Source organism: Streptomyces sp. NPDC092369, from assembly GCF_044755245.1.
Lineage (GTDB): Bacteria > Actinomycetota > Actinomycetes > Streptomycetales > Streptomycetaceae > Streptomyces.
Genome location: NZ_JBIVQP010000001.1, coordinates 1,933,647 through 1,947,852, shown reverse-complemented (window position 1 = coordinate 1,947,852; position 14,206 = coordinate 1,933,647). Strand labels below are relative to the sequence as shown.

12 protein-coding genes and 1 pseudogene are annotated in these 14,206 nt (G+C 70.7%); 7 read left to right on the top strand and 6 right to left on the bottom strand.

Annotated features, from left to right (window positions below):
* Window positions 1-87: 87 nt before the first annotated feature.
* Window positions 88-1,056 carry an RNA polymerase sigma factor gene (locus ACIQI8_RS08505; RefSeq protein ID WP_402346201.1) on the top strand — a complete coding sequence of 323 codons (969 nt, stop codon included), beginning with the start codon at window positions 88-90 and terminating at the stop codon, window positions 1,054-1,056.
* A gap of 107 nt (window positions 1,057-1,163) precedes the next feature.
* Entirely contained in the window at window positions 1,164-2,057 is an 894-nt protein-coding gene (locus tag ACIQI8_RS08500; protein ID WP_402346199.1) for an alpha/beta fold hydrolase, read from the top strand.
* A gap of 221 nt (window positions 2,058-2,278) precedes the next feature.
* On the opposite strand, the gene ACIQI8_RS08495 is transcribed toward ACIQI8_RS08500, so the two are convergent.
* On the bottom strand, window positions 2,279-2,896 hold the full coding sequence (locus tag ACIQI8_RS08495) for a PadR family transcriptional regulator (protein ID WP_402346197.1): 618 nt from the start codon (window positions 2,894-2,896) through the stop codon (window positions 2,279-2,281).
* A 207-nt stretch (window positions 2,897-3,103) separates the two neighbouring features.
* On the opposite strand from ACIQI8_RS08495, the gene ACIQI8_RS08490 reads away from it, so the two are divergent.
* From ACIQI8_RS08490 to ACIQI8_RS08475, 4 genes are all read left to right on the top strand, one after another.
* Window positions 3,104-3,679, top strand: a complete 576-nt coding sequence (locus tag ACIQI8_RS08490) for a hypothetical protein (protein WP_402346195.1) — start codon at window positions 3,104-3,106, stop codon at window positions 3,677-3,679.
* A gap of 23 nt (window positions 3,680-3,702) precedes the next feature.
* Window positions 3,703-5,064, top strand: coding sequence for a carotenoid oxygenase family protein (locus ACIQI8_RS08485; RefSeq protein WP_402346193.1), 1,362 nt, complete (start codon window positions 3,703-3,705; stop codon window positions 5,062-5,064).
* Between the two features lie 168 nt (window positions 5,065-5,232).
* Complete coding sequence (locus ACIQI8_RS08480) at window positions 5,233-5,916, top strand: RNA polymerase sigma factor (RefSeq protein WP_402346191.1); 684 nt, start codon at window positions 5,233-5,235, stop codon at window positions 5,914-5,916.
* Window positions 5,917-6,021: 105 nt separating this feature from the next.
* The gene (locus ACIQI8_RS08475; RefSeq protein ID WP_402346189.1) at window positions 6,022-6,708 is read left to right on the top strand and encodes an alpha/beta fold hydrolase; all 687 of its coding nucleotides are present in this window, start codon (window positions 6,022-6,024) and stop codon (window positions 6,706-6,708) included.
* Between the two features lie 114 nt (window positions 6,709-6,822).
* Here the strand turns inward: ACIQI8_RS08475 and ACIQI8_RS08470 are convergent, their stop codons facing one another.
* A complete protein-coding gene (locus ACIQI8_RS08470) occupies window positions 6,823-9,660 on the bottom strand; it encodes an AAA family ATPase (protein ID WP_402346187.1) in 2,838 nt (945 codons plus the stop codon).
* A gap of 201 nt (window positions 9,661-9,861) precedes the next feature.
* Here ACIQI8_RS08470 and ACIQI8_RS08465 point away from each other — a divergent pair, with 201 nt between their 5' ends.
* Window positions 9,862-10,554: an alpha/beta fold hydrolase gene (locus ACIQI8_RS08465; protein WP_402346185.1), complete on the top strand. Its 693-nt coding sequence runs from the start codon at window positions 9,862-9,864 to the stop codon at window positions 10,552-10,554.
* A gap of 121 nt (window positions 10,555-10,675) precedes the next feature.
* Here ACIQI8_RS08465 and ACIQI8_RS08460 read toward each other — a convergent pair.
* The 4 genes and pseudogenes from ACIQI8_RS08460 to paaI all read right to left on the bottom strand — a co-directional run.
* Window positions 10,676-10,924, bottom strand: a pseudogene (locus ACIQI8_RS08460) (undecaprenyl diphosphate synthase family protein); the annotation flags it as partial.
* The gene (locus tag ACIQI8_RS08455) at window positions 10,884-12,170 is read right to left on the bottom strand and encodes an amidohydrolase family protein (RefSeq protein ID WP_402346183.1); all 1,287 of its coding nucleotides are present in this window, start codon (window positions 12,168-12,170) and stop codon (window positions 10,884-10,886) included. The pseudogene ACIQI8_RS08460 and the gene ACIQI8_RS08455, both read right to left, overlap by 41 nt.
* A gap of 211 nt (window positions 12,171-12,381) precedes the next feature.
* Window positions 12,382-13,731 carry a phenylacetate--CoA ligase PaaK gene (gene paaK / locus ACIQI8_RS08450; protein WP_402346181.1) on the bottom strand — a complete coding sequence of 450 codons (1,350 nt, stop codon included), beginning with the start codon at window positions 13,729-13,731 and terminating at the stop codon, window positions 12,382-12,384.
* Window positions 13,728-14,150, bottom strand: coding sequence for a hydroxyphenylacetyl-CoA thioesterase PaaI (paaI, locus tag ACIQI8_RS08445; protein WP_402346179.1), 423 nt, complete (start codon window positions 14,148-14,150; stop codon window positions 13,728-13,730). The genes paaK and paaI overlap by 4 nt, the downstream gene beginning before the upstream one ends.
* Window positions 14,151-14,206: the final 56 nt, after the last annotated feature.

Genomic DNA, 14,206 nt, shown 5'->3' with positions numbered 1-14,206 from the left:
CCGCACCTGCCCGTCCCGCCCCCGCCGGCGCCCATGCCGGGTGAGGTGTCGTGGACCATGGACCGGAGGGGCGCTGGAAGGGGTCGCATGATGCGGGAAGTTGCCGAGGTGGCACGCGTCGAGGACGCGGCGCTGACGCGCGCGGCTCAGGCGGGGGAGATCGCGGCGCTGGGTCTGCTGCTGGAGCGGCACCGGGCGGGGATGCGTGCGGTGGCGTTGAGCATCCTCGGGCCGGGCGCGGACGCCGACGACGTGATGCAGGACGCGGCGCTGACAGCGCTGCGGCGGATCGGTGACGTACGCGATCCGAGTGCGGTGGGGGCCTGGCTGCGGATGATCGTACGAAACGCCAGTCGTTCCCTGCTGCGGGGCGCGGTCGCCACGCGTCCGGTCGACGACCTGCGTCTGCCGTCAACGGCTGCCGGGCCCGAGCAGTGGCTGGAGCGGAACGCCATGCGGGACTGGGTCTGGGAGGCGCTGGAGGAGCTCTCGCCGGTGCTGCGCATGCCCGTGGTGCTGCGGCACTTCACCACCGGTGTCTCCGCGTACGAGCAGATCGCCAAGGCGTGCGGGGTTCCCGTCGGTACCGTGCGCAGCCGGCTCAGTCAGGGGCGGGCCAAGCTCGCGGCGGCGCTCGCCGCCACGGCGGACGCCCCGCACGCCGATGTCGAGGAGCGGGTCCGGGCCAGCCGGATCGAGGCGCGGGAGACCCTCGACGCCGCCGAGAGCGGACACTTCGGCAAACTGCTCACCGAACGCTGGTCTCCCGAGGTCGCGCTCCTGCGGGGGAGCGACCGGGTCGGGGGCCGGGACGTCCTCGTACGAGCCATGGACAACGACATCGAGGACGGTGTGCGGCAGAGTCTCGCCCACGCCGTCGCCGGACGGTCGATGTCCATCTGGGAGATGGACATCATCAACCCGACCACCGATCCGGAGCACTGCCCGCCCTCCGTGGCGTGGCTGATGACGCTGGACGACGCCGGTCGGGTGCGGCATCTGCGCCTCTTCCATCCCAGGCCGGTGCAGGTTCTCGAAGCCCTTCCTGTCCTGTGAACGCCCCGCGCACTGCCATGTGACACACGCCACACAACAAGGGCGAACTTCGCCCTCCGCGCCGCGTCCTGTCCGTGTCATCGACCCTTTCCTGACACGGAGTTCCCATGGCCACCCCTCTTGTTGACCCCTTGGCGACCGGTACGCACACCGTCGACGTCGACGGAGTGACGCAGCGCTATCACGTCCACGGATCCGGACCGGTCTGCGTCGCACACTCCGGCGGACCCGGCATCGACTGGGGGTACCTGCGCATGCCCGCGCTGGAGCGGCAACTCACGATCGTCTACTTGGAGCCGGTCGGCACGGGCGGCTCCGGCCGGCTTCCCTCCCACCCGCACGGGTACACCCGGGACCGCTACAGCCGGTCCCTGGAGGTGCTGATCGAGCACCTCGGTGTGCCGAAGGTGCATCTGCTGGGCCACTCCCACGGCGGCTTCGTCGTCCAGTACCACGCCCTGCGCCGCCCTGAGCAGGTCGCCGGTGTGATCCTCTACGAGAGCGCGCCGCTCACCGGCCCCGAACACTCCGCCGAAGCCATGCGGCTGGTCCAGGAGTTCGCCGCGGGCCACTCCGACCAGCCCGAACTCCCCGCGATCCTGGCCGGGTTCGAGGCCCTCGGCGGCACCGAGGACGACGCCGGGATCACCGAGGTGCTCAAGGCGCTGGTCCCGGTGTACTTCGCCGACTACTGGGGCCGCGAGAAGGAGTTCGCGCCGTTCCGGGCCGCCGTGAGCGCCGCGTACATCTCGGGACAGGACGAGAACCGTCAGCCGATCGTCATCGACGACCGGAAGGAACTCGGGTCGCTCGCCGTGCCGGCCCTGGTCGTCGTCGGCCGGCACGACTTCATCTGCGGGATGAAGTGGGCCGACGAACTGCACGCGTTGATCCCCGGGTCGCGCCTGCTGGTCCTGGAGAACAGCGGGCACTTCGGCCACGTCGAGGAGCCGGAGGAGTTCGCCGGGGCGGTCGCGGGATTCGTCGCCGCCGCCTCGTAGCGCCCGGCCCCCCCGTTCCGCAAGGCAACCCTGCTCGGCGCGGTCTTTCGAACCTGGACAGTGCCCGTACGGGCTGTTCAGGTTTGACTCCGCCACGGCCAGGAAGGAGCGGTGATAGTCTCCAAGCGGAGATATGTTCTCCGCTTGTAGGGAGTCCCCATGGCAAGCCGCAGGACGTTGGGCAGGACCGCGGAGGGGCGGGCCGCCCGGTCGGGAAGGTCCTACCGTCCAGGGTGCGCGGGGCCGGTGGCGTCGGCCGGGTCCGCGTCCGGTGCGTCGGGGTCTGTCGTCGCCCCTGCCTTCCCGCCGGGCTCCGGGACGTGTCCCGCCAGGAGTTGGTCGGCGGCCCAGCGGGCCCACTCCTGTTCCAGGACGCGCTGGCGGATGCCGTGCTCCAGGACCAGCCTGCCGCACACATTGAGCATGTCCCGGTCCCAGTTCTCCGAGTCCCGCAGGGCGACCAGGGCGTCGTGCTCCTTGGCCGAGGTGTCCGCGTGGTCGAGGAGTCGCTGCACGGCTTCGTCGCGCGGCAGGAGTCCGAGGAAGAAGGTCTGCAGGAGCATCGGGTTCCGCTGCGGCCGGGTCTCCTGGACCTCGGTCAGCCAGCGCACCGTCTCCGCGTGCCCGTCGGGGGTGAGCGAGTACTGCTTACGCCCCCGCGGGCCCTCCTCGGTGACCTTGATCAGGCCTGTCGCGTCCAGCTTCGTCAGCTCGCCGTAGATCTGACTCTGCTTCGCGGGCCAGACGTACCCGAGAGAGGTGTTGAAGATCTTCAGCAGGTCATAGCCGCTGCCGGGGCGGAAGACGAGGAGTCCCAAGAGGGCGTGACGAAGGCTCATGTTCACAACCATAACCCCCGGCCTTCCAAAAGTGACAGGTCGAAAACTACCCCTCCGGAGCCTGCCGATCCGGGGCTCCGCGGGCCCTGCGGGTTCTGGATCGACTTCTGTTCAATATTCCGGTCTTGACATGTTGGTTTCTGAGCTTCTAGCTTTCACCTGTCAAAGTTGGAACATCGAGATGCGAGGTAACACGACGTGGGTGTCATGAGTTATCTGCGTGGTTTCACCCCATGGATCGCGGCAGGGGTCGTCTCCGCCTTCGACTGGCGCTGGGGCGCCGTGGCCGGCTTCGTCACCGGCGTTCTACTGCTCCTTCAGGACCGGAGCCGGGGCGTGGCGCTGGACGCGATGGTCCTGGAGATCAGCACGATCGTCTACTTCGTCATCATCGGGTCGATCGCCTTCAGCTCGCCCGACTCCTCCGTCCAGGACCACAGCGACGTCCTCTCCTTCGTCTGGCTCGCCCTGACGGCCTGGGGCAGCATGGCGATCAAGAGCCCCTTCACGATGGGCATCGCCCGCAGGCAGACGCCCGAGGAGTACTGGAACACCCCCGGCTTCCTCGCCGTCAACAACCACATCACGGCTGCCTGGGGAGCCGGCTTCACCTTCATCGCCGTCTCGCTGGCCATCGGCGACGCCACCGACGCCCCGGCCTGGGTCGGTATCACCGCACACGTGGTCGGTCTGGTCGCCCCCGCGGTCTTCACCTCGATCTATCCCCGTCGGGTCCAGGCCCGTCTCGAAGCCCTGATGGCCGCGAACGCGGCGAACGCCTGACCGTCCTCCCGAAGGAACTCCCAGTGAGCACAGACGAACACCCTCCGCACCTCGCCGGAAACTTCGCCCCGGTGCCCGACGAGATCACGGTCGCCGAACTGGCAGTGACCGGCTCCATCCCGCCGGAACTCACCGGCTGGTACCTGCGCAACGGCCCCAACCCGCACGAGGCGAACTCGGCCCACTGGTTCACCGGTGACGGCATGGTCCACGGAGTCCGCCTCGAAGGCGGCAGGGCCACCTCGTACCGCAACCGCTGGGTCCGCACCCCCACCTTCGAGTCGGGTGCACAGGTCTACGGCCCGGACGGTCAGATGAACCTCACCGCCGGCGTCGCCAACACCCACGTCGTCCGGCACGCGGGCCGCACGCTCGCCCTCGTCGAGACGTCCTTCCCCTACGAGTTGAGCTGCGAGGCCGGACGCGAGCTGGACACCGTCGGGCCCTTCGACTTCGGCGGCCGGCTGCGCACCCCGATGACCGCCCACCCCAAGACCTGCCCGGTCACCGGCGAACTGCACTTCTACGGCTACGGCGGTCTGTCGGCGCCCTACCTGACCTACCACCGCGCCGACGCCGGTGGGGAGTTGACCGTCAGCCGGCCGATCGACGTACCGGCGCACACGATGATGCACGATTTCTACCTGACCAGGAACCATGTCGTCTTCATGGACCTGCCGGCCGTGTTCAGCATCGAGCGCGCCATGGACCCCGACGGGGGCATGCCCTACGTCTGGTCCGACACCTACGGCGCCCGGCTCGGCGTGCTGCGCAGGGACGATCCGCACGGGGACATCCGCTGGTTCGACATAGAGCCCTGCTACGTCTTCCACACGCTCAACTCGTACGAGGAGAACGACGGTCGGCGGCTCGTCCTGCTGGGCATGCGCTACCCCTCCCTGCGTGACGGCGTGGCCGTGGCGGACCCGGCCCAGCTGTGGCGCTGGACGATCGACCTCACCACTGGCGCGGTCGCCGAGGAGCAACTGGACGACCACCCGGGCGAGTTCCCGCGCATCGACGACCGACTCCAGGGCCTGCACTCGGATTTCGGCCACGCCACCGCGGCGCCGGTGCCGGAGCTGCAGCAGTACGACCCGGACGAGGCACGTGCCGCGATCCACCGGTACGACCTGCGCAAGTCCAGTGTCGCCAGCCACTACTTCGCCCCCGGACGCCTGCCGGGCGAGGCGGCCTTCGCGCCCGCCGACGACCAACCGGGCGGCCCCGGCTGGCTCATGACCTACGTCTACGACGCCTCGACCGACCGCAGCGACCTGGTGATCCTCGACGCCGACAACCTCACCCAGGAGCCGGTGGCCACCGTCCACCTGCCCCGCCGGGTGCCCGCCGGCTTCCACGGCAGCTGGCTCGCGGACGCCTGACACGCGGCACACCCGTCGACGGGGAGCCGTTCCTCCGGGCACCCGTGCTCGGAGGGCGGTGCCCGCCAAGTGCCCGGTCGAGAACGGGTGGTGACCGCCGCGAACGTCCCGGCGTCCTGACGCCGTCACGCGACCGACGAGGGACAGACGGGTGCGAGAAGGGTTCTCATGATGCGGGAAGTTGCCGAGGCGGCACGCGTCGAGGACGCCGCCCTGACACGGGCGGCCCAGGCGGGTGAAGTCGCCGCGCTGGGCCTGTTGTTGGAGCGGCACCGGCCGGGGATGCGTGCGGTGGCGTTGAGCATTCTCGGGCCGGGTGCGGACGCCGACGACGTGATGCAGGACGCGGCGCTCACGGCGCTGCTGCGGATCGGCGACGTACGCGATCCGGGTGCGGTCGGTGCGTGGCTGAGGATGATTGTGCGCAATGCCGGCCGTTCGGTGCTGCGGGACTCGTTCGTCGTCCGGCCGGTGGACGATCTGCATCTGCCGTCGACCGACGTGGGCCCCGAGCAGTGGCTGGAGCGGAACGCCTTGCGGGACTGGGTGTGGGAGGCGCTGGAGGAACTCTCACCGGTGCTGCGCATGCCGTTGGTGCTGCGGCACTTCACCGCGGTGGTCAGCTCCTACGAGCAGATCGCGGACGCGTGCGGGGTGCCGGTGGGCACGGTGCGCAGCCGGCTCAGTCAGGGGCGGGCCAAGCTCGCGGCGGCGCTCGCCGCCACGGCGGACGCACCGCACGGCGACGCCGAGGAGCGCATCCGGGCCAGCCGCGACGAGGCCCGGGAACTGCTCGCCGCCGCCCGCGGCAGGGCGCATCGGCCGGCCGCCGACCGCACGCTCGTCTCCTGAAGCCGCCCCCTCACCACTAGGTCATTTGGCTGTAGCCGGGGCGGACTGCCCGCTCTACGTTGGAGCTGTCTCACAGTTTTTCAAAGACAAACGGGAGCCACCTCCATGACCACCGTGAAGAACGTCGTCCTCGTGCATGGCGGATTCGTCGACGGTTCCGGCTGGCAGCCGGTCCACCGTCTCCTCACCGGTGAGGGTTACCGGGTCGTCGTCGTCCAGAACCCGACCCTCTCCCTCGAAGGCGATGTCGCGGCCACCCACCGGGCCCTGGACGCCCTGGACGGGCCGGCCGTACTGGTGGGCCACTCCTACGGAGGTGCCGTGATCACCGAGGCCGGCCGGCACGAGAAGGTCGCCGCGCTCGCCTACATCGCCGCGTTCGCCCCGGACAAGGGCGAGTCCGTCGGATCGCTGGTCGCCGACCCCGCGCCCGGCGCCCCCGTTCCGCCGATCCTGCCGCCCCAGGACGGTTTCCTCTTCCTGGACCGGGAGAAGTTCGCGGCCTCCTTCGCCGGCGACATCCCGGCCGCCGACGCCGCGTTCCTGGCCGACGCGCAGGTTCCGTGGGGTCTGGACGCCCTCAACGGCGCGATCACCGAGCCCTCTTGGGGCACCAAGCCGAGCTGGTACCTCGTCGCCGCCGACGACAGGATGATCCCGCCGCCGGTGCAGCGGATCATGGCGGAGCGCGCGGGCGCCACCGTGACGGAGACTCCCGGCAGCCACGCCGTCTACGTCTCCCACCCCGAGGCCGTCGCGGAACTGATCAAGCAGGCCGCGGCCCAGGGCTGACCCAGACCCTTCATGAGTCCACCTTCGGGTGGCGCACCCCGACAGCCCGCCCCGCCAAGGCGGGCTGTCCGCGTGCGCGGCCAACCCCCTTCGCAGCGGCGGGAGTTGAGGCGGTCAGGGCTGGCCCAGGCCGGTGAGCGCGTCGCGCAGGCCGGCCCGGGAGGTGACGTTCAGCTTCGGGAAGACGCCCCGCAGATGCGCGGCCACCGTGCGGGGCGAGAGGAAGAGTTGGGCGGCGATCTGCTTGTTGGTCAGCCCGGTGGCCGCCAGCTGCGCGATCTGCCGCTCCTGCGGGGTCAGCAGCGCGTACCGGTCGTCACTGGGCACCGCCGTCCTGATCGGGATGCCGCTCGCCCGCAGTTCGTTCGCGGCCCGTGCGCTCCACGGCTCGGCCCCGAGCCGCTGGAACGTGCTGAGCGCGACCGCCAGATGGACACGCGCCGCGCCGCCCGCCCTGGCCCGACGCAGCCGCTCGCCGTACGCCAGCCGGATCCGTGCCGAGTCGAACGGCCACCGCTCGGCGTCGGGTGCGGCGATGGCCCGCTCGAACAGGTCGTGGTCGATGGCGTCAGGGTTCGCCATGGCCTCGGCGGCATCGGTCATCATGGCCAGCCGCGGCGAGACGGAGGGGATGTCGGACTTCCGGACCGCCGCGACATGCCGGACGGCTTCGGCGTGACGGCCGGTGCGCGCCGCGGCCTCCGCGAAGTCCAGGAACAGCAGCAGGGCGTGCGGCATGTGCGGAGGCAGCGTGCCCGGGGTGCCCACCGACCGCAGCTGCCGGTAAGCGCCCTCGAAGTCGGCGCCGCCGAGCGCGGACAGGGCCCGGATGTGCGCGGCGTACACACGCAGCGCGCCCAGCCCCCGGGGGTTCCCCCACGACACCAGCCGGTCGGCGATGTCCTCCGCGGACCGGCTGTCACCCCGGGCGGCCGCCAGCAGACCTTGCAGGAACCGGCCCGACCACGACGACAGCCGGTAGTTGTACGTCCCACACCAGCGCAGTCCCTCGCCGGTGAGGTCCGGCACGTCGTCCCACTGGCCGCTTGCGTAGGCGTCGTTGGCCAGGATGAAGAAGGCCTCGATCGCCATGGCGATGGCCCCGCCGCCGCGGCCGTCCTCGATGACGCGCCACAGGGCGCTGCGACAGCCGGGCACCCGATCGACGTACGCGGCCGACTGGGCGGTGCGCACGATGCGCCGGGGGTCGGTCTCCCGGTGCAGGTCGAAGACGAGGCCGTCGAGCGTGTCCAGTACGGACGACGCCGCGTGGGCGGGGTCGCCGAAGGCGCCGCGCCGCACGGCCAACAGGGAGTCGGGGGAGCGCTGGTCGATCTCCGCGACCACGCGGTCGAAGGACTGCCACAGCTCCGGTCTGCCGCCGAAGAAGCAGACCAGGAGCAGGGTGTGCAGGGATTCGCTCAGGATGTTGGTGCAGGTGGAGCTCGGCAGCGAATGGTTGCGGATCGCGGCCACGAGCAGCTTGTGGGCGGTGTCCACGTCGCCCTCCCCGTTGAGGAGATGGCTGGCCGCCGCTGTCGCCGCCGCGAGGGACTCGGTGCCCGCGCCCGCGGGATCGACGAGCAGCGCGTTGTCCAGCAGCGCGCGGACGTTGCGCAGGTCGCCGGTGATGTTGGCGCCCAGACAGGCGGCCTCGGCCAGCATCCGTGCCTTGGCCGTCGCCTCGCCGCTCAGCTCGGAGGCGCGCAGCAGGGTGGTGAGGGCACCGACGGCGTCGCCCCGGCGCAGCGTCCGATAGGCCACTTCGTGCAGCAGGGACGCGACTTGGTCGTCCGGGCCGACGGCCGCGGCGGCGAGGTGGCGGGCCCGGCGCTCGGACCCTTCCGGGAACTCGCCGGCCAGGGCGAGGTGACCCCGCCGGCGCTCCGCGCTCGTCGACAGTTCCATGACCGCGGAGCGGGTGAGCGGGTGCCGGAAGACGAGCCGGCCCGTCACGGAATCGACCCGCACCAGCCCCGCCTTCTCGGCCGGGCCCAGCTCGGTCAGGGCGTCCGAGCCGATCGTCGCCCGCTCCAGGACATGCAGATGGCCCGAGGCGTCCAGCACGGCCAGCAGCAGCAACTCCCGTGTCGCGTCGGGCAGTCCGCTCACCCGCACGGAGAAGATCCCCTTGAGCCGTTCCGACAGCGGCAGTACGGCCGGCAGCGGCCCGCGCTCCGTCTGCTGCGCCTCGTTGAGCGCGGCGGGCAGCTCCAGCAGGGCCAGCGGGTTGCCGGCGGCCTCCGCGACCAGCCGCTGCCGGACCCTGGCCGCCATGGCCGGGAACCGCTCAGCCACCAGCTCGTTCGCGGACTCCTCGTCCAGCGGCCGCACCTCGTAGGTGGGTATCCCGGTGCTGCTCAGGAAGGACTCGTCGCCGGTACGGGAGGCCGCGAGCAGGGCCAGGGAGCTGCTCCGGATGTAGCGGGCGACGGTGCCCAGGACCACCGCGCTCGGCCGGTCGAGCCAGGCCACGTCGTCGATGACCAGCGCGACGGGACCTTTCTCGAGGGCCGTCCGGGACAACAGGACGTGCACGGCGTTGGCGATCGCGAGCAGTTCGGCGGGCTGTTCCTCGGAGAGTCCGCGCACCGCCTGCAGCGTTTCCGCCTGCCGGGACAGAAGCGCGGGAATTTCTCCCGTCAGCGGCTGCAGTAATTGATTCAGGGCCGAGAAGCTGACGCTTTCCTCGAATTGTGAGCCCACTACGCGCAGAACTCGGAAACCCTCTTCCGAGGCCCGCCGCGCGGCGGCGTCGAGGAGTGCGCTCTTTCCCACGCCCGGCTCTCCGGTCAGCATCAGCGCGACGCCCCGGGTGGTCGCCGCTCCGAAGAGTTCGTCGAGGAGCTTCAGCTCCGCCGATCGTCCGACGAGGCGTCCGACCGAGCCTGTTCCGGAGTCGTCGGCGAGGTGCTTGTCGCCTTCCCTGCCCGGTGGTGCGGGGGATGACATGAAGCCTCCCATCGTGGTCGAACCGAATCAGCGACATGACGGGATTGCCGTCGAAAAGTTCGAACCAGATGGAGTGTCCTGCATCACATCATCCAACTCCCCTGACTCCCTAGGTCATTTGGCCGTAGCTGTGCGGATGGCCGGTTCATAAAGTGGGAGCGACCTGAGAGTTGGACCTGGCGCAGGGGAACGGAGGCCGTCGTGGCCGCGGACATTTCCGTACGGAATGTTGTTCTCGTCCATGGCGGATTTGTGGACGGATCCGGCTGGCAGGGTGTCCACGGGCGTCTGGTGGCGGCCGGTTACCGCGTCAGCGTCGTACAGAATCCGACGCGATCCCTGGCCGGCGATGTCGCCGCGACCCGTCAGGTCATCACCGCGCAGGACGGTCCGGTAGTGCTGGTGGGGCACTCCTACGGCGGGGTCGTCATCACCGAAGCGGGTCTGGACCCCAGGGTCTCCGCGCTCGTCTACGTCGCGGCCTTCGCCCCGGACAAGGGCGAGTCCGTCGGCTCGCTGATCGCCGACCCGCCGGCGGGTGCGCCGGTTCCGCCGATCCTGCCGCCGCGGGACGGCTGCCTGTTCCTCGACCGGGACCGGTTCCACGCCTCCTTCGCCGGTGATCTGCCGCGGGCGCAGGCGCGGTTCATGGCCGATTCGCAGGTGCCGTGGGGGCTGGAAGCCCTCAACGGCGAGGTGGGCGAGCCCGCGTGGCGGACCAGGCCCAGCTGGTACCTGGTCGCGGCCGACGACCGGATGATCCCGCCGCCGGCCCAGCGGGCGATGGCCGCGCGCGCCGGTGCCACGGTCGCGGAGGTGCCGGGCAGCCACTCCGTCCACGTGTCGCAGCCCGACGCGGTCGTCGACCTCATCAAGCAGGCCACCACCGGCTGACCCGTCACGGTCGCCCCCGACGCTCCGGTCCGCGCCGCAGACCCTCCCCCCGGACTGCACGCGGGCCGGAGTTCTCTCACGGGGTCGTGGGATTCCCCGCGATGTCCCGCTCCATGGCCAGCAGGTCCTCGTCCGGCATGTCCGGGTAGTACAGGTACTTCGCCAGGGTCTTCTCATTCACCTTGGACGGGTCCAGGCGGCCGGCCTTCACGTCCTCGATCCCGCCCTTCAGCATGTCCAGCACCCGCTCGGCGCCGACCTTGTGACCCTCGGTGCGCGGCAGCCCGCGCTCCTTGAACCACCGCCCGTTGCCGTCCATGACGTGCTCCTCAGCTGATGTGGGCGGTCGATCGGGCCGCGGCCCGCTGGGCGGCCACGCGGTCGACGCGGACGGTCTCGCCGTCCACCACGACGGGTTCGCCCGCCACCCAGACGTCGTTGACCGCGCGGGAGCCGGCCGCCCACATGAGGTTGGAGACGAGATGGGTGTCGGAGACGTCCAGGCCCGCGGCGAACTGGGGCCCGTCCACGGAGACATGGACCAGATCCGCCCAGTTGCCCGCGCGCAGCGCGCCGATGTCGGTCCTGCCGAGGGCCGCGGCTCCCGCGGTCGTCGCCATGAGGAACGCGTCCTCGGCAGTGAGCGCCAAGGGGTCGGCGGTGGCGAGGCGGGCGAACATCATCGCGAGCCGGGCCTCCTCCCACAGATCGAGGTCGTCGTTGCTCGCGGGTCCGTCGGTGCCGAGGCCGACCGGAACCGAGGCCGCGCGCAACTCGTGCAGCCGGGCCGTGCCGGAGGCGAGCTTGGCGTTCGAGCCCGGGCAGTGAGCTACGCCCGCGCCCGCCTGCGCGAGCAGTGAGATGTCGTCGTCGGAGAGGTGGACGGCATGGGCGGCCAGCAGCCGCCCGTCCAACAGCCCGGTCTCCTTGAGGAGTTGAGGAACGGATCCGAACCGCTCCCGCGTCGCGACGTCCTCGGCGATCGTCTCGGCGGCGTGGATGTGGACCAGCGCGCCGCGCTGAGCGGCCTCCTGTGCGACGACGCGCAGGGCCTCCGGCGGGAGGGTGTAGGTCGAGTGCGGCCCGTAGCAGAGCTCGATACGGTCGCCCGGTCCGAAGCGGAGGCCGTCCGCGTCGATCCACTTGCCGATCGCGGCGACATCGCCCCGCCAGTCCATGCCGGGCAGATCGAAGACGGCGGGGGCGACCAGGACCCGGCTGCCGGCCTCCAGGGCCGCGTCGACGACCTGTTCGGCGTGCGCGTACATCTCGGCGCTCGTGGTCACACCGAAGCGCAGCATCTCGACGCAGCCGAGCAGCATGCCGGCGCGGGCGTCCTCGGGCCGCATCCGGGCCTCGGCCGGCCAGATGGCGTCCTGCAGCCACTGCAGCAGCGACAGGTCGCCGCCGAGGCCCCGCAGCAGGGTCATCGGGGAGTGCGCGTGAGTGTTGACCAGTCCGGGCGTGAGGATTCCGGTCAGGTGGGTGCGGGGGACCCCGGCGGCGAGCGGGGGAGCCGTGTCGGCCGTACCGCAGTACGTGATGCGGCCGTCCGGGCCCACGTCGAGGACCGCGTCGCGGATCACGGAGCAGGACGGGTCGGCGGGCAGGGCCACCGGGGCATGGAAACGTCGTGACGTCGACATGGGACGGGGTGGATCCAATCTGGTGCGGGGGGAGACGGAGGGGGGACGGACGGGTGTCGCCGCACACAAGACGGTAGGCCCGCGCGGGAGTTCGCTCCGCACGGCGTGACCCCTCTCACAAAAAGCCGTGGCCGGTGACGACATCTGTCGCCACCGACCACGGCCGGGCCCGTACGTGTCCTCAGTCGCGCAGGTCCTTGACGCGGCGCAGCTTGCCCAACGACCGCTCCAGGGTCTCCGGGTCGACGACGGCGACCTCGACACTCACGCCGATCGCGTCCTTGATGCCCCGCGCGATGTCCTTGACCGCGGCCTCGCGCTGCGCGGGCTCGCTGGTGGGACGCGCCTCCACCCGGACGGTCATGTGGTCCATCCGGCCGCGGCGGCCGATCTGGATCTGGAAGTGCGGGGCCACCCCCGGCGTGCGCAGCACGATCTCCTCGACCTGGCTGGGGAAGACGTTCACCCCGCGCAGGATGATCATGTCGTCGCTGCGGCCGGTGATCTTCTCGATCCGGCGGAAGCCGGGACGGGCGGTGCCGGGCAGCAGCCGGGTCAGATCCCGGGTGCGGTAGCGGATGATCGGCAGCGCTTCCTTGGTGAGCGAGGTGAAGACCAGCTCGCCGCTCTCGCCCTCGGCGAGGACCTCGTCGGTGAGCGGATCCACCACCTCGGGGTAGAAGTGGTCCTCCCAGACGTGCAGCCCGTCCTTCGTCTCCACGCACTCCTGCGCGACGCCGGGGCCGATCACCTCGGACAGTCCGTAGATGTCGACCGCGTGGATGTCGAGGCGCTCCTCGATCTCGCGGCGCATCTCCTCCGTCCAGGGCTCGGCGCCGAAGATGCCGACCTTGAGGGAGGTGGAGCGGGGATCGACGCCCTGGCGCTCGAACTCGTCGAGGAGGGTGAGCATGTACGAGGGCGTGACCATGATGATCTCGGGTTTGAAGTCCTGGATGATCTGCACCTGGCGCGCGGTCATGCCGCCCGAGGCGGGGATCACCGTGCAGCCGGCCCGTTCGGCGCCGTAGTGGGCGCCGAGCCCGCCGGTGAACAGGCCGTATCCGTAGGAGACATGGACCTTGTGGCCGGGGCGGCCGCCCGCGGCGCGGATGGAGCGGGCCACCACGTCCGCCCACATCGAGAGGTCGTTCTCGGTGTAACCCACCACGGTCGGGCGGCCCGTGGTGCCGCTGGAGGCGTGCACGCGCCGCACCTGGTCCATGGGCACGGCGAACATGCCGAAGGGGTAGGTGTCCCGCAGGTCCGCCTTGGTGGTGAAGGGGAAGCGGGAGATATCCGCCAGGGACTTGCAGTCGTCGGGACCCACCCCGGCCGCGTCGAACTTCCTGCGGTACAACTCGACATGGTCGTAGGCGTGCCGCAACGTCGCGCGCAGCCTGGTGAGCTGGAGGTCCCTGACCTCTTCGCGCGACATGCGCTCGGCGTCGTCCAGCAGTGCCTCGGGAAGCGGGTCACCGCGGCGGGCTCCCGAGGGCGCGGTCACTTCGCCGATCACTTCGCTGCTCATTGCGGCTCCTCATGTTGTGTGCTGCGGAGGGTGCGACTGCGCCCGCGGAACTCGGCGATCACTTCGTCACCACGCAGGACACTCACGTCGTAGATGCCGCTACGGCCGAACCGGATGCGCTCGCGCGCGGTGGCCACCAGAACGTCGCCCTCGCGCGCGGGGGCGATGAAGTCGACATCGGCGGCCGCGGCGACGGTCACGGGTCCGTGACTGTTGCAGGCGCAGGCGAAGGCCGTGTCCGCGAAGAGGAACAGGTAACCGCCGTGGGCGATCCCGTGTCCGTTGACCATGGCGGACGTCACGGTCATCCGCAGTACGGCGGTCCCTTCGCCGTACCGCACCAGCTCGATGCCGAGCCGTCGTGAGGCCTCGTCCGCGGCGAACATCTGCTCCACGGGACCAGGTGCCTGGGTCGTCATTTCCACCACCTTGTGGACCGACCGAACATTCGGTTAGCGTGCGACACGGCCAAGTA